The sequence below is a fragment of the Chromohalobacter nigrandesensis genome (assembly GCF_023061285.1).
In the GTDB taxonomy this organism is placed as follows: Bacteria; Pseudomonadota; Gammaproteobacteria; order Pseudomonadales; family Halomonadaceae; genus Chromohalobacter; species Chromohalobacter nigrandesensis.
On record NZ_JAKGAM010000021.1, the window covers coordinates 1 to 21,165 of the forward strand.

Sequence of the window (21,165 nt, forward strand, 5' to 3'; positions counted from 1 at the left end):
GGGGCCGAAAAAGCGCTGTAATATCGGCTGTCCGAGCGAAAACTTTAGTCTTTTGAATGCTTGGAGTTGCGAGTGTTTTCGTCGCTATTTTCCCTCCCTAATATGCTGGAGGTTTGCTAGGGTGAAACACAGACATCAGCAGACGTAAGCTTGCGATGAAACGTATCTAAAAGGGGAAGAAGCGGTATGGCTTCCATCTCGTCATTAGGCGTTGGCTCTGGCCTTGATCTCAACGGGCTGCTTGATCAACTTCAAGAGGCCGAGCAACAAAAACTCGTGCCTATCCAGCAGCAGCAGGCCGAGCAAGAAACGAAGATATCGGCTTATGGCCAGTTGCAAAGTGCCTTGTCGGAAGTGCAATCATCCGCAAGCGATCTCAATGATCCCGAGCTCTTCAATAGTGTGACCAGCAACGTCGAAGGAGACGGTGTGGAAGCGGCTGCCACGCCCGATGCGCCGCCAGGGCGTTACAACGTTGATGTAGAGCGTATGGCCACCGCATCCAGCATCGCGACCCAAGGCGTTGACCAAGAAGCCATCCTCAATGCCGGTGCTGAAGCTAGTCTGGATGTCGCGCTAAACAACGATGGCACGCCAACCAACATCACGGTCGATGCAGATAGTACGCTGGGTGATGTCCGTGATGCGATCAATGAAAGCGATGCGGGGGTTTCTGCATCGATTGTTTTCGATGGCAATCAACACCGACTAGCGCTGGCCTCGAAAGAGACCGGCCAGCAGGCGGCCATTGATACGGTTGCCTTCAATGGTCTCGATGGCTTGGCGCTGGATGACGCCACCAAGATTGAGGGCCAGGATGCCAAGTTGAACGTCAATGGCATCGAGATTAACAGTGCCAGCAATCAGGTCGAAGATGCGATCCAGGGCACGACGCTGAGTCTGACGGACACCGGTGAAACCACGGTGACGGTGGCGCGCGACGAAGAGTCGATCCGTGGCGCCATTACGGGGTTCGTCGACAGTTACAACGATATGAAATCGACCACTGCCGACCTCACCAGCTTCAGCTCCGAAGATGGCGAGACGCAAGCCGGCGACTTGCTTGGTGACAGTACGACGCGCATGGCGGAGTCTCGCCTGCGGAGTACGATGACTGAAAGCGTTGGTGAAGATGGTCTGCAGACCCTTGAAGATGCCGGCATCTCGATGAACGTCGATGGTGAGCTGGAAATCGACGATGAGCAGCTCGATGAGTCTTTATCGACTCAGCCCGGCGCGGTTCAAACGCTATTCGCGGGGACTGACGAATCGGCGGGTATCGCGGGAAGAGTCGAGGAAGAGCTGGATACCATGCTGGGAGCGAATGGCATGGTGGAAGGCGCTGTGACCGGCGCCGAGAATCAGATGGACCGCCTCGACGAGCGCTATTCGTCGATGGAAGACAGCATCGCGAGTACGGTGGATCGTTATCGTACCCAGTTCCAGGAACTCGACAGCATGGTCTCCGAGATGAATCAGACCAGCGACTATCTCACGCAACAATTGTCCGGGATGTAACGCTAACCGACCCCACGGACACGTCTCGCTCGCGAGACTTCTACTGACTGACGCCCGCCTCGTGCGGGCGTCTTTCTTTCTGTGTGGCCCGCCTCGCTAGCGACACACGGCCTCGAGTGCTTCCACTAAACTCGTCATTTCGTCATCCGTACCGATGCTGATGCGCAAGAAGTCGCTCAATGCTTCCTTGTTGAAATGACGCACTAGGATGCCGCGTTCACGCAAGGCGTCGAATAACATGCTTGCCTGGTAGGTGTCGTGCCGTACGAACAGGAAATTGGTCTGCGAGGGCAAGACTTCGAAGCCAAGCGTTTCGAGTTGGTGCTTTGCCCACTCGCGCGTTGCGATGACGCGCTCGCGGCAGGCATCGAAGTAGGCACGATCCCGTAGTGCGGCGATGCCCGCCTCGATGGTGATGCTGTCGACAGGGAAGGAATTGAAGGAGTCCTTGACGCGCTCCAGTCCTTCGATCAGTTCTCGCGAGCCGATCGCAAAGCCCAGGCGCAATCCGGCCAGGCTGCGTGATTTGGAGAACGTTCCCGTCACCAGCAGGTTGGGAAAGCGCGCGACCAGAGGGATCGTGCTTTCACCGCCGAAGTCTACATAGGCTTCATCGACCAGTACCACGCTCTCGGTATTACGCTCGAGCAAGGCAGCGATCGCCTCGCGAGAGTGCCCGTGACCGGTGGGGGCGTTGGGGTTGGCGAAGACGATGCCGCCATTGTCGGTATCGAAGGCCGTCAGGGGCACGCGCCATTGGTCGTCTAGTGCCACGCTTCGGTAGGTCACATCGTAGAGCTTGCAGTAGACCGGGTAGAAGCTATAGGAAATCGCCGGCATCAGCAGCGGCTTCGGTTGCCGGAAGAACGCCTGGAAGGCCAGTGCCAAGACCTCGTCGGAGCCGTTGCCGACGAATACCTGCTCGGTCGCGACGCCGTATTCCTGTGCCAGTGCCTCGCGGAGCGCGGTGGCACCAGGGTCCGGGTAGAGACGCAGATGATCGGCCGCGAAATCGCGTAGCGTCTGCTCGACCCCGGGCGCGGGCGGATAGGGATTTTCGTTGGTATTGAGTTTGATAAGGCGCTCGCGCGGTTGCTCTCCCGGCACATAAGGAGTGAGCTCACGCACGGCGGGGCTCCAGAACTTGCTCATGAAAGCTCGCACAGGCAGTGATGAGGTAGACCTCCATGGTGACGCGATGCCTCGTGACGCGCAAGGTGCGCCGTGTTTCACAGGTCTGTTATTAGCCGCTGTGGAACGTTTCGATGGACCGGCCCTTGATTAGTGCTCTAACGACCTCATCTCTTGCACATCGTGATGATTACCAAGAGTTCTACAGGAGGCGACATGGCCTACGATTCGCTGCTTTCACCGCTCACCATGGGCAAGCTGACGCTCCCCAACCGCGTGTTGATGGCGCCGCTGACCCGTGCACGCACGCCAGACATGGTGCCCAAGGCGCTGCAGCAAACCTATTATGCGCAGCGCGCCGATGCCGGCTTGATCATCAGCGAGGCGACGAACATTTCTCCCACTGCGCGGGGCTATGTCTATACGCCGGGCATCTATACCGACGAGCAGGAAGCCGGTTGGCGGGGTGTCGTGGATAGCGTGCATCGTGCCGGCGGGCGGATCGCCTTGCAGCTATGGCACGTGGGGCGGATCTCGCATCACAAGGTCCAGCCGGGTGGCCAACCGCCGGTGGCGCCGAGCGCGCTACGCGCAGAAGGCGCCAACTGTTTCCTCGAGTTCGATGACGGCAGCTCGGGCCAGTACCCGACCAGTACGCCACGGGCCCTGGAAACCGACGAGATTCCCGCGCTGATCGACGACTATCGCCAGGCTGCCAAACGCGCCAAGCGTGCTGGGTTCGACATGGTCGAAGTGCATGCCGCCAATGCGTACCTGCTACAGCAGTTCATGGCGACGGGCTCGAATAAACGTACTGACCGCTATGGCGGCAACCTGGTCAACCGGGCGCGCTTGGTTCTGGAAGTCGTCGATGCCGTCAGCGAGGTCGTGGGGGCCGATCGAGTCGGGATTCGTATCTCGCCGTTCATCGAGATCTTCGGCCTGAGCGACGACGAATCGGAGGCGATGGCCTTTTATCTGGCCGAGCAACTGACGCGTCGTGGTATTGCGTATCTGCATGTCAACGAGCCCGACTGGACCGGCGAGGGGCCCCAACTGACCGACACCTTCCGTCGTGAGTTGCGTCAGCGCTTCCCGGGAACGCTGATCTACTGCGGACACTACACCGCCGAGCGCACCGAGGCGTTGATTCGCGATGGCTTGGGCGACGGCGCAGCCTTCGGGCGTCCGTATATCGCCAACCCCGATCTGGTCGAACGCTTCCGTCGCGAGAGCACGCTCAATGAGCCTGACCCGGCAACGTTCTACGGTGGTGGCGCCGAGGGTTATACGGACTATCCGACATTATCATGAGGTCTAAGCCTGCAAAGGGTGTCCGACGGCGTCACATGACGCTATGCTGTGACCCACGGGGCCGCGGGAGTGGCCCAGGACCCATTGGTTAGGAGGACTATCATGCAGATCAGGACGTTGCTCGCCGGTTCAGCCATGCTCGCCGTGCTCGCCGGTTGTGCCACGGGCACCTCGCAGCAAGGCCAGCCTGGTGCGTCGGAGCAAGCCGAACAGCCGACCGTTTATACCGGCACCTTGCCGTGCCGCAACTGCGACGGTATCGACCTTGAAGTGCAACTGATGGGTGACGAAGACGCGACGGCGGAAGAGCGCACCTTCGAGTTGCAAGCCGAATATCGCAACCATCCGGAGAATCCGCCGGCCGAAGAATACGACGGCCAGTGGGAAGTCATCGATGGCGCTGCGGAAGATCCCGAGGCGACCGTCTACGAGCTGACGCCCGAGGGCGAAGGACAGATCTATTACTTCCAGAAGCTCGACGCCAATACGCTGGAACTGATCGACCCGCAACTGCGTCGCTTCGAGAACGGTGAGACGCTGCGTCTGCAACGCCAGCAGTAATCGCGTTCTCGTATCACCGAAAAGGCGGCCCACGGGCCGCCTTTTGCATGTCCGGTCTTCCCGTGGCGCATACCTGGACGAGGCGATGCCGGGCGTGATGATAGAATGCCGGTGATCAGCAAGGAGCGACGACATGGCCAAGGCGAAGAGTGCCTTCGTGTGCACCGAATGCGGTGCCGAATACAACAAGTGGCAAGGGCAGTGTTCGAGCTGCCGCGAGTGGAATACGCTCAGCGAAGTGCGTCTGGGCAGCGCTCGACCCCATGCGCAGTCACCGTCGACGACGGGGCGTAGCGGCTATGCGGGATTGGTCTCGCGCGATGTGGTCGACCTGGGTGAGGTCGATCTCACCCAGGTGCCGCGCTTCTCGTCCTCCTTCGGCGAGTTCGATCGCGTGCTGGGCGGTGGCCTCGTCCCGGGCTCGGCGGTGCTGTTGGGCGGCAACCCCGGTGCCGGCAAGTCGACGTTGCTGCTGCAGACCGCCTGCAAGTTGGCCCAGGCGCATAAGGTAGTCTACGTCACCGGCGAGGAATCGCTCTCCCAGGTAGCGATGCGCGCGCATCGGCTACAGTTGCCGGTCAAGGGGCTCAACATGCTCGCCGAGACCAGCATCGAAACGGTGCTTGCGGTCGCCGAGCGTGAAAAGCCCGCCGTGCTGATCATCGACTCGATCCAGACCATGCATCTGGAGGACATCAGCTCGGCGCCGGGTGGCGTGGCGCAGGTGCGTGAATCCTCGGCGGCGTTGACGCGTTTCGCCAAGCAGTCGAATACTGTGCTGATGCTGGTCGGGCACGTCACCAAGGACGGCACGCTGGCCGGCCCCAAGGTGCTGGAGCACATGATTGACGCCTCGTTGCTGCTCGAGGGCGGGGCGGACTCGCGATTCCGTACACTGCGCGGACAGAAGAACCGCTTCGGCGCGGTCAATGAGCTGGGCGTGTTCGCGATGCTCGAGCACGGCCTCAAGGAGGTCAAGAACCCCAGCGCCATCTTCCTCTCACGCGCCGAGGAACAAGCGCCCGGCAGCCTGGTGATGGTGGTCTGGGAAGGCACGCGGCCGATTCTCGTCGAGGTACAGGCATTGCTCGACGATTCGGCCCTGGGTAATCCGCGGCGCATCGCCGTAGGGCTCGATCAGAATCGCCTGGCGATGCTGTTGGCCGTGCTGCACAAGCACGGCGGCTTGTTTACCGGCGATCAGGACGTCTTCCTCAACGTGGTCGGTGGCGTCAAAGTGCTCGAGACCAGCGCCGACCTGGCTGTGTTGCTGGCTGTCGTCTCCAGCCTGCAGAACCGTAATTTACCGCGAGAACTGGTGGCTTTCGGCGAAGTGGGGCTGTCGGGCGAGATTCGCCCCGTGCCCAGCGGCCAGGAGCGTATCGTCGAAGCCGCCAAGCACGGTTTCACGCGCGCTATCGTGCCGCGGGCCAATGCTCCCAAGCAGGCGCCCGAGGGCATGGAGGTGATCGCCGTCGATAAACTCGGCGATGCCTTGGAAGCCCTGTAAACGCTGGCGCGCTGCTCATGTAGAATGGAGCAAACGATTGCCAAGGAGTGCCCCATGAGTGCCATTCGCCTGACGCAATACAGCCACGGCGCCGGTTGTGGCTGCAAGATCGCCCCCGACGTGCTGGATAGCATCCTATCCAAGGCGGGTCCCGGTGCCACCGACAAGCGCTTGATCGTGGGCAACCAGGGCCGCGAGGACGCCGCCGTCTATGACCTCGGCGACGGCCGCGGTCTTATCTCGACGACCGACTTCTTCATGCCCATCGTCGACGACCCCTTCGACTTCGGGCGTATCGCCGCCATCAACGCCATCAGTGATGTCTACGCCATGGGCGGCACGCCGATCATGGCATTGGGGATTCTCGGTTGGCCGATCGATACCTTGTCACCCGAGATCGCCGGCGACGTGGTGGGTGGCGCGCAGTCGATCTGCCGCGAGCTGGGCCTGGCCCTGGCCGGCGGGCACTCCATCGACGCCCCCGAACCGATCTTCGGCCTGTCAGTGAATGGCCTGGTCGATCTCGAGCATCTCAAGCTCAACAGCAACGCCAAGGCAGGCGACTTGCTGTATCTCACCAAGCCGCTGGGGGTGGGGCTTTTGACCACAGCCGAAAAGCATGGCTGGCTGGAATCCGGTCACCAGGGGCTGGCGCGCCGAACGATGCTGCAGGCCAACCGGATCGGGATCGAGATGGCCAAGGTCCAGGGCGTGCATGCGATGACCGATGTCACCGGTTTCGGCTTGGCGGGGCACCTCAGCGAGGTTTGCAAGGCGAGCGGTCTCAAGGCGCGGATCGACTTCGCCAAGCTGCCCCGGCTCGCCGAGGCTGAAGCGTACCGGCGGCGCGGGGCGGTGCCTGGCGGCACGCAGCGCAATCGTCAGGCGCTGGGAGAGGCCTTGCCCGATATGGATGCGGCGCATTGGCAGTGGTTGTGCGACCCACAGACCTCGGGTGGCCTGCTGCTGAGCGTCGATCCCGCCTGGGCGGATGACGTCGAGCGCATCGGCCGTCAACACGGCATCACGCTGGAAGCCTTCGGCGAGATGCGCCCCGCGAGTGGTGCCAGTGTGATCGAGGTGCGTGGGTGAGCCTACCGCAGATCGCGCCAGGGTTGGCACCGCTCGAACGCCCGCTGATCGATGTGCGTGCCCCGGTGGAATTCGAACAGGGCGCCTTGCCGGGTGCCGTCAACCTACCGTTGATGGACGATGCCGAGCGCCAGGCGGTGGGAATTCGCTACAAGGAGGCCGGTCAGGCCGCCGCCATCGAGCTGGGCACGCAGTTGGTGGGCGGCGCCCTCAAGCGGCGTCGCGTGGCGGCATGGCAGGCGTTTGCCGAGCGTCATCCTCAAGCGCTGATCTATTGCTTCCGGGGCGGGCTGCGTTCGCAAATCGCGCAGCAGTGGCTAGAGGACGCGGGCATTACCCTGCCGCGTATCCAGGGCGGCTGGAAGGCCATGCGCCAGTGCCTGAATGCCGAGATCACCTCGGCGGCAACGCGGCCGGTGCTGGTCGTGGCTGGCCTCACCGGCAGCGCCAAGACCGAGTTGATTCAACGTCTCGACACGGGCGTCGATCTTGAGGGCCATGCTCGACACAAGGGCTCCGCGTTCGGGCGGCATCCCTTGCAGGGGCCGTCGCAGATCGACTTCGAGCATGCGCTGGGCGTGGCGCTGTCGCGTATGCCGCACGGCTGCGTGGTAGAGGATGAGTCACGCATGATCGGGCGGCTGGATATTCCCTTGTCCTTCTGGCGGACCATGGAGGCGGCGCCGCGCATTCGCGTGGAGATGCCGCTGGACTGGCGCCTCGAACAGATCCGCAAGGACTATATCGAGACCCTGTGGCAGACCTACCGTGGCCACTATGGCGAGTGGCTGGGCTGGGCGTTGATGCGCAAGCAGCTTTCCAGCGCGCTCAAGCGTGTGCGTAAGCGTCTGGGCAGTGCGCGTTTCCAACGTCTGCAACGCTTGCAGGCGCTGGCTTTCCGCGAACACCAGCGGGGCAATACTCAGGCGCACGAAGCTTGGCTCGCGCCGCTGATGCTCGAATACTACGATCCCATGTATCGCTATCAGCTCGAACAGTCTCCCCACGAGGCGCTGCATGTCGGCGACTGGGAGAGCTGCCTGGCCTTTGCCAGGGACTGGTCGGCGTCGCTTGTACGCTAGGTGCACCAGGCTCGCGTCTTGTCTCTTTTAGCCTAAGGCTGGCGGGCGTGCCGCAGCCAATCGAGCATGACACGGTCGAGCAGGGCGGCCAGACGATCGAAACGCCGCGGTTCCTCCATGACCGTCTCGCGGGATTGCAGGTAAGCGCCGTCGACAGCCGCGAGCCGCTCATCGAATGTCGCCAGGTGATCGTAAAAGGCGCTGACCGAGGCGGTGGTGGCCTCCAGATGACATTGCAGCGCCACCACGCGGCCAGCGTCCCAGGCGAAGCCCTGCAACGGGCTGGCGGGGCTGCCGCCCAAGGGCAGGGCCTCATCCGGCAAGCCGAAGACATCGTGATGCCAAGTGAATGCCTCGAAGCGCTCGGGGAGGTCGAAGGGACTCTCGTCGGCCAGGGTGATAGGCTGCCAGCCGCGTTCGGCATAGGTGCCCCGAGAGACGATGGCGCCCAGCGCCTCGGCGATCAACTGCGCACCGACACCGACGCCGAGCAGCGGCTTGCCGCTCTTGAGCATGCGCGCGATCAACTTGCGCTCGCGCTTGAGCCACGTCGGCGGCGCGTCCTCGTGGAGCCCGAACGGCGCGTCGAGCACGATCAAGGCATCGAAGTTGTCGAAACGCGGCGGTGCCTCGTCCGCGTATAAGTGGCAGGTATTATGGCTGTGGCCCATGCCCGTCAGCCAATCGGCGAAGCGCGCCGGGCCGAGGTAATCTGCGTGCTGAAGAAAGTAGATATGCATGATGCGCCCATGATGGTAAAGCCGTCCCCCCGCAGCAAGTGGGGTCGTCGAGGAGTAGTGGGTCGTCGGAGGAGAGCTAGCATGCCGCGAGCGGAGGTACTTGAACAGATTTATACCATCGTCGCTCAGATTCCTGAGGGGCGAGTGACCACGTACGGGCGTATCGCGAACATGACCGATGGCGCCACGGCGCGCATGGTGGGAAGTGCCATGCGCCATCTGCCCAGCGGCCACGGGCTGCCCTGGCATCGTGTCATCAATGCCAGCCGGCGCGTGACCGAGCACACCGGTGCCGTGCGCCAGCATGAAAAGCTGCGCGCCGAGGGCGTCGTGTTCGATGCCCGTGGCCGCGTGCTCCAAGATATACTCTGGCCCTGACCTTGACGCATCCTCCGAGGAGTAAGCTATGACAGCGTCCGCCGACGGCTTCCACGCCCGTCTGGATCAATTACCCGCGCGAGCCCGGCAGGCCTTCATGGCGGCCGTGATCGAGCGCATGCTGCCCAACTATGCACTGTATGCCCAGATGAGCGGCAGCGGTGACGCCAAGGTGCTGCGCAACGTGCTCGACCTGGCGTGGGAAGCGCTGGCCGTGAAGGATGCGGCGATCGACTTCGACAAGCAGGCCGAGAAACTCGCCGAGCAGGAACCGCCGGAAAACGACGATAGCTTCGGCGCGCGCCGCGCGGTCGAGGTGGTCATGGCCTTGGCGGCACTGCTCGACGCCTTGCGCAGCGAAGCCTCCGAGTCGCCGCGTGACGTCAGTCGTCTGTCACGCGATGGCGTGCATGCCTACATCGAGATGACCGACGGCGCGGAGGACGATGCCGAGCGGCTGGCGGCACGCGTGCGTGAGCACCCGTTGATGGACGACGAGCACGGCTTCCAGGAAGCGGTGCTAGAGCACGTCGAGGCGCCGCTGACACGTGACGCGCTCAAGTCGCTGCGACGCCTGGGGCGTAACGAAGGCGTCAGCAACCTGGGGCTCAGCGCCGAGGGATAAGAGACGTGCGCTATAAACGCATTTCGATCCCATGCTCCGCCATATAACGCTTGGCGTCGGGAATGGTGTACTCACCGAAGTGGAAGATACTGGCGGCGAGTACGGCGTCCGCACCGCCTTCCTTGACGCCCGCGACCAAGTGATCGAGGTCGCCGACGCCGCCGGAGGCGATGATCGGAACGCTGACGGCATCGGCGATGGCGCGGGTCACCCCTAGGTCGAACCCGGCCTTGGTGCCGTCGCGATCCATGCTGGTCAGCAGCAGTTCTCCCGCCCCAAGCTCGACCATCTTGCACGCCCATTCCACGGCATCGAGCCCGGTGGGCTTGCGTCCGCCATGGGTGAAGATCTCCCAGCGCGGCGGCTCGCCCTCGCCAGAGACCCGCTTGGCGTCGATGGCGACCACGATGCACTGGCTACCGAAACGCTCCGCCGCTTCGTGAACGAAGTCTGGATTGGTTACCGCGGCGGTGTTGATCGACACCTTGTCGGCGCCGGCGTTGAGCATGGTGCGGATATCGTCGCAGGTGCGAATGCCACCACCCACCGTCAACGGAATGAAGACTTCTCCGGCGATGCGTTCGACCATTTCCACCGTGGTGCCGCGATCCTCGTGGCTGGCGGTGATATCGAGGAAGGTGATCTCGTCGGCGCCCTGCTGGTTGTAGCGCTTGGCGACCTCGACCGGGTCGCCGGCGTCGCGGATGCCGACGAAGTTGACGCCTTTGACCACGCGGCCGGCATCGACGTCGAGACAGGGAATGATGCGCTTGGCGAGTGCCATGATCAGCTTCTCCGTGTGGCTGGCGCGGCGTCGCACAGGCGCTGAGCCTCGGCGACGTCGAGTTTGCCTTCGTAGATGGCGCGCCCGGTAATGGCGCCGAGAATGCCTTCGTGTTCGACCTCGAGCAGGGCCTCGATGTCGCCCAGATGGGTGACGCCGCCGGAGGCGATCACCGGGAGACCGCCTTCGCGCGCCAGTTCGGCGGTGGCCGCGATGTTGACGCCCTGCATCATGCCGTCGCGGGCGATATCCGTGTACACGATCGAGGTGACGCCATCGTCGGCGAAACGCTTGGCCAGGTCTACGGCCTTGAGCGTCGACACCTCGGCCCAGCCATCGGTGGCGACGTAGCCCTCGCGGGCGTCGAGCCCCACGATCACACGGCCCGGGAAGGCGCGGCACATCTCGGTGACGAAGTCCGGCTGTTTGACGGCCTGGGTGCCGATGATGACGTAAGACACGCCCGCCTCGAGATAGGCCTCGATGGTCGCGGCGGTGCGAATGCCGCCGCCGATCTGGATCGGCAGCTCGGGGTAGGCGCGGGCGATGGCGGTCACCGCCTCGGCATTCACTGGCTGACCTTCGAAGGCACCGTTGAGATCCACCAGATGCAGCCGGCGGGCGCCGGTCTCGACCCAGCGCGCGGCCATGGCCACCGGATCGTCACCGTAGGTGGTCGAGTCGTCCATACGCCCCTGCTTGAGGCGGACGCACTGGCCGTCCTTGAGATCGATGGCGGGAATCACCAGCATGACGTGTCCTCTCGGTATACGTGTGGCGCCGCCGAAGGGCGGCATGTCCGACCTGGATGCTCAGGGCGTCCAGGTGACGAAATTCTCGAGCAAGCGTAACCCATCGCGTGCGCTTTTCTCGGGGTGGAACTGCACGGCGAAGACAGGGCCGCGGCCAGTGGCGACATGCGCGGTATGCCCGCCGTATTCGGTAGTGCCGAAGATGTCGCTGTCTTCCTGCGCCTCGACGTAATAGCTGTGCACGAAATAAAAACGTGCGTCGTCGTCGATACCTGCCCAGAGCGGGTGCGTATGGTGCTGCGTGACTCGGTTCCAGCCCATATGAGGCACTTTCAGACGTTGATTCTGGGCGTCACGCAGGTCACGCCCGAAATGACGCACGCGCCCGGGCAAGTGGCCAAGGCAAGTCACGCCGCCGTTTTCCTCGCTTTCTTCCATCAACATCTGCTGGCCGACACAGATACCCAGCAACGGCTTGGCTTGGGCACGCAAGACTTCTTGCACCACGCCCTGCAGGTCGTTGCGTTGCAACTCGCCCATGCAGTCGCGAATCGCGCCTTGGCCTGGCAGCACCAGGCGGCTGGCGCCACGGATGCTGCGCGAATCGTCGGTGATGACCACGTTCTCATGCGTGACGTGCTCCAACGCCTTGGCGACGGAGTGAAGGTTACCCATGCCGTAATCGATGACCGCAATCGTCATGCTCGCTCCTTAGCGCGTCGTGAGAGCCTCACAGGCTGCCTTTGGTGGAGGGCATCCGCCCGGTCATCCGGGCATCGGGTTCCACCGCCATACGCAGTGCGCGGCCAAAGGCCTTGAAAATGGTTTCCGCCTGATGGTGGGCGTTGAAGCCTTTGAGGTTGTCGATGTGCAGCGTTACCTGGGCGTGATTGACGAAGCCCTGGAAGAACTCCCAGAACAACTGGGTGTCGAATCGGCCGATGTTCGCACGTGTGAATTCGACATCCATGCTTAGCCCCGGGCGACCCGAGAAGTCTACCACGACGCGCGAGAGGGCTTCGTCCAGCGGCACGTAGGCATGGCCGTAACGCCGGATGCCGCGTTTGTCGCCGATGGCCTGGGCAAAGGCCTGGCCCAAGGTGATGCCGAGATCCTCGACGGTATGGTGAGCGTCGATGTGCAGGTCGCCCTGAGCCTTGATCTCCAGGTCGATCAGGCCATGGCGGGCCACCTGATCGAGCATGTGATCGAGAAACGCCACGCCCGTCTCGGATTGGAAATGGCCCTCGCCGTCGAGGTTGATACGCACCTGGATCTGGGTCTCGTGGGTGTCGCGGGACACGGTAGCGACGCGCTCGGCCATAGGGGGTCTCCAGCACTTCGGACGTGAGCGGGGCGCGCGATGAAGGCGTGAATACGCCAGGCTCGCGGCGCCATGGAACGCTCATTATAGAGAATCGCCCCGGCCATCCGCTACAATGCCGGAAGTTCAGGGGCGATTTGCGCGTCCCTCTACCAACGCTCGAGGGTCCGTGACAGGGCCAGGGAGTTCGTCCGGGGAGAGCAGGCATGCCGGTGACCTTGCAGGAAATCGATCGCGCCGAGTGGGAGAAGGACGCCCAAGTGGCGCAGGATCTCGCGCGCATCTACCGCGATGCCCCCGCCGAGCGTCTTCCCGCGTCCGTCGAGCGCTTCATCGACGATCACTTCACCCAGGGCGGCACGTTTTGCTGCGCGTTATTCAACGCGCGGCGCCTGGGAGCGGTCGCCGTGCGTCGCGAAACTCGCGTATGGTGGTTGTCACATTTCTGCGTACGTGCCGAAACCCGGCATCGTGGCGTCGGCTCACGGCTATTGATGCTGATTGCCGAGCGCGCGCAAGGCGAAGCCTGTTTGCCGCGCGTTCCCACCACAGTGTTGATGATGGGGGACCAACTGTTGTTGACCCGACTTGGCTATCATCCCTCCGCCGACGGAACGTACTATGAATTTCATCCATTAGCGTCACAGGGAGGGCGCCGATGAAAGCGCTGCTGAGAGCATTGCTGGCGGTGGTCGGGGTGTTGGCCTTGATCGTGGTCGGCGCCGTGGTCTATATCACTACGTTTTTCGATCCCAACGACCTCAAGCCCCGGCTTGTCGAGGCGGTGCACGATCAAAGTGGGCTGGAGCTTAACTTGGACGGCCCCTTGTCCTGGTCCTTCTATCCACGTCTGGGTTTCAGTGTCGAGCAGGCCGAGGCCTGGTTGCCCGAGCAATCTCATGATGCTGACGCCTTTGCGGCGTTCGACCGTGCCGAGGTCAGCGTGGCGTTCGCGCCGCTGCTCTCCGGCGAGGTGGCCGTGGAAGGGCTGACGCTGGATGGCATGCGGCTCAACCTCGAGCGCGACGCCGAAGGGCGCGGCAACTGGGAAGTGCTGCTCGATCGCATGGAGAGCGGCGGAGACCAGGCCGAGAAGGCCTTGGCACCGGCATCGGCAGGACCAGGGTTGAATGAGAACCCCGATAGCCTGCCCGTGGCGCTGGATATCGCCAGCGTCCAGGTACGCGACAGTCGCGTGCATTATCAGGACGCTCAGCGCGATCTGGACCTGACGCTCTCCAATCTCAGCATGGAAGGCAGCAACGTCAATCCCGACGCGGCCTTCCCATTGCAGATGGCGTTCGATCTCGACAGCCAAGCGCCTGAGCTGACCAGCCAGGTGAAGCTCAAGAGCCGTGTACTCCTCGGCCTGCGCGACGGTCGCTATGAACTCAGCAATATGACCCTGGAAACCAGCACGCAGTGGCCGGCGCTTTCCGATCAGGCGCAGGGTGTCAATCTGCAAGTCGGCCACCTGCTGGCCGAGACGCAGGAGCAGCATTACCGGCTCGATGACGCCAAGCTCGACACGCGCCTTCACCACCCCGCCGTTAAGGACAAGCCGCTGGGGTTGAGCCTGGGTTTTGATGGTGAAGCCGATCTCGACGCTCAAACCGCCCAGTTGCGTGATATCGCCTTGAGCGGCGACGACGACCTGGATCTGACGGGGACGCTGAGCTTTACCGAATTGCTCGATGCGCCGCAGTACACCGGACAGCTCAAGTTAGCGCCGCTGCCCCTGCGGGACTGGCTCAAGCGTTTCGATGCCCTGCCCGAGACCGGCGATGACAAGGCGCTGAGCGAACTGGCCATGAACAGCCCTGTGCATGGCGATTTCCAGCGCATCAACTTCTCGAATCTCAGCCTATTGCTCGATGGCGAAACGCTGACCGGGGAATTGGGCGCCGGTTTGGATGGCCAGTGGTTGAACTTCGACCTTCAGGGCGAGCGTCTCGACCTGGACGCCTACCTGCCGCCCGCCGAGAAGAATGGCGAGGACGCAGAAAAGGACAAGGACGAAGACACGGCGAGCGTCGTCGAAACGCTGGGCGTGTCGTCGGCGTATGCCGCCGCCGAGGGGGCCGGTTTGCTGCCCGCCGAGTGGCTCTCCAACTTGACGCTGGATGGCCAGTTAGACCTGGATACGGTGGTGCTCAAGGGCATGACGCTCGAGGACGTGGCGCTGCGGCTCACGGGTGAAGACGGGCGTCAGCGTCTGGAGTCGCTGTCGGCCAAGCTCTACGATGGCACGTTCGACGCCCAAGGCAGCCTGGATCTGCGTCAATCGCCGTTGCGCCTGGCCATGACTCAGTCGCTCTCCGGCGTGCAGATCGCGCCGCTGTACAAAGACATCAACGACGCGGAATCGCCCTTGCGCGGCCGGCTCAACCTGGAAAGCGATGTCACCTCGCAGACCAATCAGCTCGAATCGCTCAAGCGTCATCTCAACGGCACGGCCTCGCTACGCATCGACGATGGCGCGATGCTCGACGTCAATGTCTCGCGTCAGCTATGTACCGCCGCTGCCATGCTGGACGGCAACCAGTCGGATCGTGAATGGAGCGACGACACGCCCTTCGACACGCTGTCGGCGAGCCTTGATATCACCGATGGCGTGGCCCGCAACGATGATCTCGAGGTGCGTATTCCGGGCATCGAGATGACCGGCGTGGGCTCGTTCAACATTCCTACCGAGCGTTTCGATTACGATCTCAAGGCGCGTTTCATCGATACCGCCGACCAGAATGCCTGTCGAGTGACCTCGCGGCTGCAGCAGGTAAGCCTGCCAGTGCGTTGTGAAGGGCAACTGGGCGGAGAGCCAGGTGAATGGTGCCGCTTCGATCGCGAGGCCTTCCAGGACACGCTGGGAGAGCTGGCCGAGGACAAAGCCAAGCGCGAAGCCGGCGATAAGCTCGACGAAGCGCTGGAAGAAGAGCTCGACAGCGATGCCGCGCGCAAGATCGACGAAACACTGGGAGAAGGCTCCGCCAAGGAACTCGGCGACAAGTTGCGTGGTCTACTCAAGTGAGCAAAGCCCAAAGCCAGTCCCTGCGCCGACACCTGTCGGCGCTTTTTTTGGCATGTCCCTGACCTCTCATCCCCATGATCTAGCGGCGCCGCCGACGACTGGACGATAACGCTCATGCAGGAAATTCCGCTCACCGCCGCCACCTTTCGTCGGCGGGTCTTCGAATGGTTCGACATTCACGGTCGTAAGACACTACCCTGGCAGTTCGACAAGACGCCCTATCGCATCTGGGTGTCGGAGATCATGCTGCAGCAGACGCAAGTCGCCACGGTGATTCCCTACTATCAGCGTTTCATGGAGCGCTTTCCCGATGTCGCCGCCCTGGCGCGAGCGCCGCAAGACGAGGTGCTGCATCTGTGGACGGGGCTGGGGTATTACGCACGGGCGCGTAACCTGCACAAGGCAGCTCAGGTAGTGATGGACGAACATGGTGGCGAGTTTCCGATGGACAGCGTCGAGGCGCTTTCCACGCTGCCCGGCATCGGGCGTTCCACGGCCGGCGCCATCATCAGCATCAGCACCGGCCGGCGCGCGCCGATTCTCGACGGCAACGTCAAGCGTGTGCTGACTCGTCTGCACGCCGTGGAAGGCTGGCCCGGCCGTCCTGCCGTGGAGCGTGAGCTATGGACGATGGCGGAGCGTTACACGCCGGAGGAGCGCCTGGCCGACTACACCCAGGCGATGATGGACCTGGGGGCGACGCTGTGTACGCGAAGCAAGCCGGCATGCCTGCTATGTCCTTTCGAAGATGTCTGCGTGGCGCATGCGCGTAGCGAAGAAACGCGCTTCCCCGAATCCAAACCGCGCAAAGCGCTGCCTGAGCGCGCCACACGGATGCTGGTATTGCGTGACCCACTGGGACGCGTCTTCCTTGAGCAGCGCCCGGCCAGCGGTCTGTGGGGCGGCCTGTGGAGCCTGCCTCAGTTCGATGACGAGCAAGCGCTCCACGTCTGGCTCGATCAGCGCTTCCCCCACGCAAAGCGCGAGACGGATGGCGAGGCATTCACGCATACCTTCAGCCATTTTCGTTTGAAGATCACGCCCTCACCGGCGCGTCTGGAGGAGCTGCCTTCAGAGGTCGGCGAAGAAGGGGCGCTATGGTACGACGCCAAGGCGCCCGCTAGTGTAGGATTGGCCGCGCCGGTCAAGACACTACTCGATCGAGACGTTTCATAACCCCGTGTCATGACGAACCGCAATACGTTAGGAGTAAGCGCCATGAGCCAGACCGTCTTTTGCCGCAAGTACCAACAGGAGCTCGAGGCCCTGCCGTTTCCGCCGCTACCCGGTGCCAAGGGGCAGGAGATCCAGCAGACGGTTTCCAAGCAAGCCTGGGACGAATGGCAGGCGCAGCAGACCCGTCTGATCAACGAAAAGCACCTCAGCTTGCTGGATCCCGAAGCGCGTACCTATCTCATGGAACAGATGGAGCGCTTCCTCGATAACCGGGATACCGACCAGGCCGAAGGCTACGTACCCCCGAGCCAGTAAAGCAGGCCCGGTGGTCAGCATCTTTTTGAATTAAAAGGCTTGACCCGAACCGAAGAATTCGGTTTAATGCGTCCCCGTTGGAAGGGCCAGATAGCTCAGTCGGTAGAGCAGTGGATTGAAAATCCTCGTGTCGGCGGTTCGATTCCGTCTCTGGCCACCAATTTGCTGGGGTATAGCCAAGCGGTAAGGCACTGGTTTTTGGTATCAGCATGCGCAGGTTCGAATCCTGCTACCCCAGCCATCGTTAACGGCTTTATGTTATGCCGACATAGCTCAGTTGGTAGAGCAACTGACTTGTAATCAGTAGGTCCCGGGTTCGACTCCTGGTGTCGGCACCATAGCTTAGCGACTGATTCTAAAGGCTTTTTTAGCCTTGAAAGAAACCGCCTCTCAGGGCGGTTTTTTTGTGTGCGTAGATTGTCTACGTAGATTGCTGGGCTACTCTTCTGTACCCGCGCACCAGCTTTGGCACTGCCACGCGGTGAAGTTGGCATAGCGCTAACCCACCTCCATGCGGCAGAGATTGCACAATCTTTGGCACAGGTTATCAGCCTCTAGGGTTATGAGAACTTCTCTCTCAGGTTATGGGCAGTGACATCCTCGAAGATCCGACTGTCCGTTCCAGCCAGCCAAGCTACGTCACAGACTTCCGAAACGGATCTGCTCCTGCGTGCCACAAAAGCCATAGTCTCTACTGCTAATGCCGTATTCTGATAGAGAGCTGTTTTGGGATCGATCTCTGACGAGGGATTCACCATACGATTTTGCACAGTATTATTGAGCTCTTCCGCTTCTTCTGAAGTGAAGTCCCCTGGACAGAAGCATTTAGAGCGTTCGGCTCCCAAGATGGCAAGTTGGGAGTCGCTCCACGGAGCATGGAACATGGAAATTCTCAACTGGGGGCCAGATTGCTCAAGGCCAGGTGTGGCATAGCTCATAACCCATGAAGTTTGTGCAAGCGCCCTTTCAACGCCTGGGAGTCCCTCATATCTCGCTGTGAACCGTTGCCGCTCACTGATGATGGTTGCCACCATATCGTCCGTGTGGTGGATATCCTGCTTTTGTAAAAAGTCTTTCACCGGGGTCAGCAGCTCGACCATACCGCAGCCTGTAGCAACCCCAATCCCAGTACTAACTATCTTACTGGCAGCCTCGTGACAAAGCTCAGTAGCGCCTTCTGGAGTGATACGTACCTCCGCTTTATCTGCCGCAATAAGCCCTACATTACCCATATTCATTGCTATCAAGAGCGTCATTATCTGCATTCCCTAGAACAAACCAGCCGGCTCCGCTTCCACATCCCAGCTGAAGATCAGCACCTTGCGGGCGTCTGAGCCTTTGCCGCCACCGACGGTGTAGCGGATGTCGGTGGTTTCAATGTGATAGCCGGCTAAGATCCCGCGGATGTCGGGGTGGTCGTTGAGGCTGATGATGGCCTTGCCCTTGAGACTGCCCAGGATCTCGGCCATTTCCTCGTATTGCTCGATGCCAACCCCGACGCCACAGCCTCAGTTTGCCAGTAAGGCAGGTCCATGTAGAACAAGGTGTGCGCCCGGCCTTAGCGGCGGATGCATTCCTGCCAGATCAGGTGCTCGATGTTGGTGCTGGCCAGGCGCAGCAGATAGCCGTGGTGGTTTTTGGCCCGACAGCCTTTTCTTGCGACCAGCCAGCAGGCCATAGACCAGGTTTGGAGTGAGGCCGTGAGTGCGGCAGTAAGCAGTGACGCTAATACCGCGCCGATTCAACTCCTGCCACGCTTGCTCGTGGATCATGTGGCGGGGCATAGTGTGGTTCTGTATGTGCGTGTAGGTTAAATAATGGAACCAAAAGGTATCGGGACCAAGGGTAGCTAGGTCTCCTTTTGCGTTGAGGACGGCGCACCAGTGGGCATGGGCAGCGCGACTGCGGAGGCCGGTGCCGTGGCGGTCAATATGTATGACGTGGAAGGCGCTGCTGGTGATGGCCGTTCGCTTGATGAAGAGCGCATCGAGGGGGTGTTGTATTTTCCCGAGGCACAACTCAACGCCCTGGGGCTAAGCCCCGAGCGCATTGCCGGCATCAAAGTGCGCGGGGATTCGATGGAAGAGACGTTGGCTGACGGTGACTGGGTACTGATCAATCAGGCCGACACCGACTACCGGCGCGAGGGTGTGTTCCTGTTGCTGGTCAGTGGTGAACGCCGCATCAAGCGCGTGCAGCGCCTCGCCGGTGGGGCGCTGTATCTCATCAGCGATAACGAGCACTACGAGCCTGAGATGATCCCGCCTGAGCAAATGCGCGAAGTGGAGATCCTGGGGCGGTGTGAGGTCAGGATTGGGCGGATTGCGTAGGCGGCAAAGATCGCCGATAAAAAGTGGCTCGGAGTGGACTTGATATGCAGGGAGAGACAGGCGTGGATGATCTGCAGTTCGATTACCAAGATGCGAAGGGTAATGTCTCAACTCGAACTTTGCGTAGCTGGAATGACGACGGCTGGCTGCTGAAAGGTTACTGCACCAGCGATCAAGCTCCTCGCACATTCCGGCGAGACCGCATCATTGTCGTTAACCAGGGTGGCGATCTTCTCAAGCCCATCCAGATGCCCTGCCATATCGCCGAGCGCAGAGCGATCAGTTCCAGGAAGCAGCAATCGGTCGCGTTGGAAATCCTCTTTACAGGATTTCCCAAGTCTCGTCGTGCCGAGCTAGAAGCAGCGGCGGATGATGTTGGCATGCAGCTTCGAAAGACGGTGACTCAAGCACTTGCCTTTGTATGCGCCGGGCCGAATGCTGGCCCGACCAAGCTGCGTAAAGCGCAGGGGCAGGGTGTCGCAGTGCTTGACGAGTCAGACTTTCTTTGGTTGCTAGAAACTGGCGAAATGCCGGAGTAGAGATGCCTATGCTATTAGTTTATGTATTTTCGATTTTAATACTGTATTGATATGCAGCCTGGCTGAGAGTGTGAAGAATGCACGAAAAGGTTTTCAGGACTATTGTGATAGCAAAAAAAGAGTCCGGGTTTTGGGTTTTTGTTTATGGACATTCAATAGAGTGGCTATTATCTCCACTTGATTATAATGTAAATCCATGGATAAAGCGAAACTTAAAAGGGAGGTATTATGTTTTTATAGCAGATATTGATGACTACGGTATTATAGAGGAATGGGTGAGAAATAATGCTATTCGTATAAGTACTGATACGAAAACAGTTGTGATTCCATTAAATAATGAGCAATCGGAAAGAGTTTTTCTTGATAAGCTCCAAGAAAGGCTGATCTCCGAGTATAGTCCTTTTATTGGCCATTGTAGTCAGTCTATAGTATTTTTCCCTGAAGCTACTGATGTGGGGTTTGCTGAAAGCATTTTGGAAGATGAAATAGTGGTTGATCTTCTGAAGAAAGAGTACTCAATTGATTTCAAGAAGTCACCAGAAATTGTTGGTACTTATTGGGTGCATTCCCCAACAAGGCTTGACTTCGAATCTAAGTTTTTCGATAATAAAGTATCGGCTAGTGTTGAAGTTCATGATTACTTCAAGTTGTATCAAGGAGCAGATGTTGAAGTTACGTTTTTTCAAGACTCTCAAGAGTATTCGTTTGGTTTTTATTTAGATAGTGAGACGCATTTGGTTGATATGGGTTTTGAACCAGATTTTATTAAAGTGAAGGTCGCTCAAGACGGGGTTGTTATATATGATTACAGTTCTAGCTTCGTTAAGAAAGTGAGTTTTACGCTCAGGAGCTTGTCAGGTCCTAGTGTTGTAGGGGAAGATGGTGAAGTCCATTCTCGTTTCGTTTCTAGTGAGTTTGGTGTGGGCAAAGAATGACAAGTTTATGGCGCGAAAGAAAGAAGACATT

General features: G+C 60.6%; 23 protein-coding genes and 3 tRNA genes. 18 read left to right on the top strand and 8 right to left on the bottom strand.

The genetic code is table 11. From position 1 onward, the window contains the following. Positions 1–186 precede the first annotated feature (186 nt). On the top strand, positions 187–1,518 hold the full coding sequence (gene fliD / locus L1073_RS16565) for a flagellar filament capping protein FliD (protein ID WP_246901214.1): 1,332 nt from the start codon (positions 187–189) through the stop codon (positions 1,516–1,518). A gap of 96 nt (positions 1,519–1,614) precedes the next feature. Here fliD and hisC read toward each other — a convergent pair whose 3' ends face one another. Further along, a complete protein-coding gene (gene hisC, locus L1073_RS16570; protein WP_246901227.1) occupies positions 1,615–2,670 on the bottom strand; it encodes a histidinol-phosphate transaminase in 1,056 nt (351 codons plus the stop codon). Between the two features lie 195 nt (positions 2,671–2,865). On the opposite strand from hisC, the gene L1073_RS16575 reads away from it, so the two are divergent. The 5 genes from L1073_RS16575 to mnmH all read left to right on the top strand — a co-directional run bounded on the left by L1073_RS16575 (position 2,866) and on the right by mnmH (position 8,208). After that, complete coding sequence (locus L1073_RS16575; protein WP_246901230.1) at positions 2,866–3,963, top strand: alkene reductase; 1,098 nt, start codon at positions 2,866–2,868, stop codon at positions 3,961–3,963. Between the two features lie 102 nt (positions 3,964–4,065). Continuing rightward, a complete protein-coding gene (locus L1073_RS16580) occupies positions 4,066–4,524 on the top strand; it encodes a copper resistance protein NlpE N-terminal domain-containing protein (protein WP_246901232.1) in 459 nt (152 codons plus the stop codon). 133 nt (positions 4,525–4,657) lie between these two features. Beyond that, the gene (gene radA, locus L1073_RS16585) at positions 4,658–6,034 is read left to right on the top strand and encodes a DNA repair protein RadA (RefSeq protein WP_246901235.1); all 1,377 of its coding nucleotides are present in this window, start codon (positions 4,658–4,660) and stop codon (positions 6,032–6,034) included. 54 nt (positions 6,035–6,088) lie between these two features. Further along, positions 6,089–7,126, top strand: coding sequence for a selenide, water dikinase SelD (gene selD / locus L1073_RS16590; RefSeq protein WP_246901237.1), 1,038 nt, complete (start codon positions 6,089–6,091; stop codon positions 7,124–7,126). Beyond that, the gene (gene mnmH, locus L1073_RS16595; RefSeq protein WP_246901238.1) at positions 7,123–8,208 is read left to right on the top strand and encodes a tRNA 2-selenouridine(34) synthase MnmH; all 1,086 of its coding nucleotides are present in this window, start codon (positions 7,123–7,125) and stop codon (positions 8,206–8,208) included. Before selD ends, mnmH begins: the two co-directional genes overlap by 4 nt. Before the next feature lie 32 nt (positions 8,209–8,240). On the opposite strand, the gene L1073_RS16600 is transcribed toward mnmH, so the two are convergent. After that, positions 8,241–8,948 carry a type 1 glutamine amidotransferase gene (locus L1073_RS16600; RefSeq protein WP_246901240.1) on the bottom strand — a complete coding sequence of 236 codons (708 nt, stop codon included), beginning with the start codon at positions 8,946–8,948 and terminating at the stop codon, positions 8,241–8,243. An 81-nt stretch (positions 8,949–9,029) separates the two neighbouring features. Here L1073_RS16600 and L1073_RS16605 point away from each other — a divergent pair, with 81 nt between their 5' ends. Together L1073_RS16605 and L1073_RS16610 are read left to right on the top strand one after the other, a co-directional pair. Then, positions 9,030–9,326 (top strand): MGMT family protein, encoded by a 297-nt coding sequence (locus L1073_RS16605; protein WP_040239486.1) that lies wholly within the window; start codon positions 9,030–9,032, stop codon positions 9,324–9,326. Positions 9,327–9,354: 28 nt separating this feature from the next. Continuing rightward, positions 9,355–9,951, top strand: coding sequence for a YjaG family protein (locus tag L1073_RS16610; protein WP_246901242.1), 597 nt, complete (start codon positions 9,355–9,357; stop codon positions 9,949–9,951). A 10-nt stretch (positions 9,952–9,961) separates the two neighbouring features. Here the strand turns inward: L1073_RS16610 and hisF are convergent, their stop codons facing one another. From hisF to hisB, 4 genes are read right to left on the bottom strand one after another with little or no spacing between them, the layout of a single operon-like run. Then, on the bottom strand, positions 9,962–10,735 hold the full coding sequence (gene hisF, locus L1073_RS16615) for an imidazole glycerol phosphate synthase subunit HisF (protein ID WP_246901244.1): 774 nt from the start codon (positions 10,733–10,735) through the stop codon (positions 9,962–9,964). A 2-nt stretch (positions 10,736–10,737) separates the two neighbouring features. Further along, the gene (gene hisA / locus L1073_RS16620) at positions 10,738–11,487 is read right to left on the bottom strand and encodes a 1-(5-phosphoribosyl)-5-[(5-phosphoribosylamino)methylideneamino]imidazole-4-carboxamide isomerase (protein ID WP_246901246.1); all 750 of its coding nucleotides are present in this window, start codon (positions 11,485–11,487) and stop codon (positions 10,738–10,740) included. Positions 11,488–11,547: 60 nt separating this feature from the next. After that, a complete protein-coding gene (gene hisH, locus L1073_RS16625) occupies positions 11,548–12,189 on the bottom strand; it encodes an imidazole glycerol phosphate synthase subunit HisH (protein WP_246901251.1) in 642 nt (213 codons plus the stop codon). 28 nt (positions 12,190–12,217) lie between these two features. Next, positions 12,218–12,811 (bottom strand): imidazoleglycerol-phosphate dehydratase HisB, encoded by a 594-nt coding sequence (hisB, locus tag L1073_RS16630; RefSeq protein WP_246901252.1) that lies wholly within the window; start codon positions 12,809–12,811, stop codon positions 12,218–12,220. 206 nt (positions 12,812–13,017) lie between these two features. Here hisB and L1073_RS16635 point away from each other — a divergent pair, with 206 nt between their 5' ends. From L1073_RS16635 to L1073_RS16665, 7 genes are all read left to right on the top strand, one after another. Continuing rightward, the gene (locus L1073_RS16635) at positions 13,018–13,473 is read left to right on the top strand and encodes an acetyl-CoA sensor PanZ family protein (RefSeq protein WP_246901254.1); all 456 of its coding nucleotides are present in this window, start codon (positions 13,018–13,020) and stop codon (positions 13,471–13,473) included. Beyond that, the gene (locus L1073_RS16640) at positions 13,470–15,839 is read left to right on the top strand and encodes an AsmA family protein (RefSeq protein ID WP_246901256.1); all 2,370 of its coding nucleotides are present in this window, start codon (positions 13,470–13,472) and stop codon (positions 15,837–15,839) included. The genes L1073_RS16635 and L1073_RS16640 overlap by 4 nt, the downstream gene beginning before the upstream one ends. A 114-nt stretch (positions 15,840–15,953) precedes the next feature. Beyond that, positions 15,954–17,015 carry an A/G-specific adenine glycosylase gene (mutY, locus tag L1073_RS16645; RefSeq protein ID WP_246901257.1) on the top strand — a complete coding sequence of 354 codons (1,062 nt, stop codon included), beginning with the start codon at positions 15,954–15,956 and terminating at the stop codon, positions 17,013–17,015. Positions 17,016–17,057: 42 nt separating this feature from the next. Further along, positions 17,058–17,330 (top strand): oxidative damage protection protein, encoded by a 273-nt coding sequence (locus tag L1073_RS16650; RefSeq protein ID WP_246901259.1) that lies wholly within the window; start codon positions 17,058–17,060, stop codon positions 17,328–17,330. An 84-nt stretch (positions 17,331–17,414) separates the two neighbouring features. Next, positions 17,415–17,490, top strand: a tRNA-Phe gene (locus L1073_RS16655). A 6-nt stretch (positions 17,491–17,496) separates the two neighbouring features. Beyond that, positions 17,497–17,571 (top strand) — tRNA-Gln (locus L1073_RS16660). A gap of 21 nt (positions 17,572–17,592) precedes the next feature. Further along, positions 17,593–17,668, top strand: a tRNA-Thr gene (locus L1073_RS16665). 222 nt (positions 17,669–17,890) lie between these two features. On the opposite strand, the gene L1073_RS16670 is transcribed toward L1073_RS16665, so the two are convergent. After that, complete coding sequence (locus L1073_RS16670) at positions 17,891–18,586, bottom strand: hypothetical protein (RefSeq protein WP_246901260.1); 696 nt, start codon at positions 18,584–18,586, stop codon at positions 17,891–17,893. Positions 18,587–18,598: 12 nt separating this feature from the next. Next, a complete protein-coding gene (locus L1073_RS16675; protein WP_246901261.1) occupies positions 18,599–18,799 on the bottom strand; it encodes a DNA adenine methylase in 201 nt (66 codons plus the stop codon). 420 nt (positions 18,800–19,219) lie between these two features. On the opposite strand from L1073_RS16675, the gene L1073_RS16680 reads away from it, so the two are divergent. From L1073_RS16680 to L1073_RS16690, 3 genes are all read left to right on the top strand, one after another. Then, positions 19,220–19,660: a S24 family peptidase gene (locus tag L1073_RS16680; protein WP_246901263.1), complete on the top strand. Its 441-nt coding sequence runs from the start codon at positions 19,220–19,222 to the stop codon at positions 19,658–19,660. 62 nt (positions 19,661–19,722) lie between these two features. Next, entirely contained in the window at positions 19,723–20,199 is a 477-nt protein-coding gene (locus L1073_RS16685; protein ID WP_246901264.1) for a WYL domain-containing protein, read from the top strand. Positions 20,200–20,276: 77 nt separating this feature from the next. Beyond that, positions 20,277–21,134: a hypothetical protein gene (locus tag L1073_RS16690; protein WP_246901266.1), complete on the top strand. Its 858-nt coding sequence runs from the start codon at positions 20,277–20,279 to the stop codon at positions 21,132–21,134. Positions 21,135–21,165: the final 31 nt, after the last annotated feature.

What these genes read in the sequence shown, in the direction of transcription:
- hisF (WP_246901244.1), bottom strand. Translation starts at nt 10,735, where the DNA reads ATGGCACTCGCCAAGCGCATCATTCCCTGTCTCGACGTCGATGCCGGC.
- L1073_RS16580 (WP_246901232.1), top strand. Translation starts at nt 4,066, where the DNA reads ATGCAGATCAGGACGTTGCTCGCCGGTTCAGCCATGCTCGCCGTGCTC.
- hisA (WP_246901246.1), bottom strand. Translation starts at nt 11,487, where the DNA reads ATGCTGGTGATTCCCGCCATCGATCTCAAGGACGGCCAGTGCGTCCGC.
- fliD (WP_246901214.1), top strand. Translation starts at nt 187, where the DNA reads ATGGCTTCCATCTCGTCATTAGGCGTTGGCTCTGGCCTTGATCTCAAC.
- L1073_RS16650 (WP_246901259.1), top strand. Translation starts at nt 17,058, where the DNA reads ATGAGCCAGACCGTCTTTTGCCGCAAGTACCAACAGGAGCTCGAGGCC.
- L1073_RS16600 (WP_246901240.1), bottom strand. Translation starts at nt 8,948, where the DNA reads ATGCATATCTACTTTCTTCAGCACGCAGATTACCTCGGCCCGGCGCGC.
- L1073_RS16610 (WP_246901242.1), top strand. Translation starts at nt 9,355, where the DNA reads ATGACAGCGTCCGCCGACGGCTTCCACGCCCGTCTGGATCAATTACCC.
- mutY (WP_246901257.1), top strand. Translation starts at nt 15,954, where the DNA reads ATGCAGGAAATTCCGCTCACCGCCGCCACCTTTCGTCGGCGGGTCTTC.
- hisB (WP_246901252.1), bottom strand. Translation starts at nt 12,811, where the DNA reads ATGGCCGAGCGCGTCGCTACCGTGTCCCGCGACACCCACGAGACCCAG.
- L1073_RS16690 (WP_246901266.1), top strand. Translation starts at nt 20,277, where the DNA reads ATGCACGAAAAGGTTTTCAGGACTATTGTGATAGCAAAAAAAGAGTCC.
- L1073_RS16670 (WP_246901260.1), bottom strand. Translation starts at nt 18,586, where the DNA reads ATGACGCTCTTGATAGCAATGAATATGGGTAATGTAGGGCTTATTGCG.
- selD (WP_246901237.1), top strand. Translation starts at nt 6,089, where the DNA reads ATGAGTGCCATTCGCCTGACGCAATACAGCCACGGCGCCGGTTGTGGC.
- L1073_RS16640 (WP_246901256.1), top strand. Translation starts at nt 13,470, where the DNA reads ATGAAAGCGCTGCTGAGAGCATTGCTGGCGGTGGTCGGGGTGTTGGCC.
- L1073_RS16575 (WP_246901230.1), top strand. Translation starts at nt 2,866, where the DNA reads ATGGCCTACGATTCGCTGCTTTCACCGCTCACCATGGGCAAGCTGACG.
- L1073_RS16605 (WP_040239486.1), top strand. Translation starts at nt 9,030, where the DNA reads ATGCCGCGAGCGGAGGTACTTGAACAGATTTATACCATCGTCGCTCAG.
- L1073_RS16680 (WP_246901263.1), top strand. Translation starts at nt 19,220, where the DNA reads ATGGGCAGCGCGACTGCGGAGGCCGGTGCCGTGGCGGTCAATATGTAT.
- hisH (WP_246901251.1), bottom strand. Translation starts at nt 12,189, where the DNA reads ATGACGATTGCGGTCATCGATTACGGCATGGGTAACCTTCACTCCGTC.
- radA (WP_246901235.1), top strand. Translation starts at nt 4,658, where the DNA reads ATGGCCAAGGCGAAGAGTGCCTTCGTGTGCACCGAATGCGGTGCCGAA.
- L1073_RS16675 (WP_246901261.1), bottom strand. Translation starts at nt 18,799, where the DNA reads ATGGCCGAGATCCTGGGCAGTCTCAAGGGCAAGGCCATCATCAGCCTC.
- hisC (WP_246901227.1), bottom strand. Translation starts at nt 2,670, where the DNA reads ATGAGCAAGTTCTGGAGCCCCGCCGTGCGTGAGCTCACTCCTTATGTG.
- L1073_RS16635 (WP_246901254.1), top strand. Translation starts at nt 13,018, where the DNA reads ATGCCGGTGACCTTGCAGGAAATCGATCGCGCCGAGTGGGAGAAGGAC.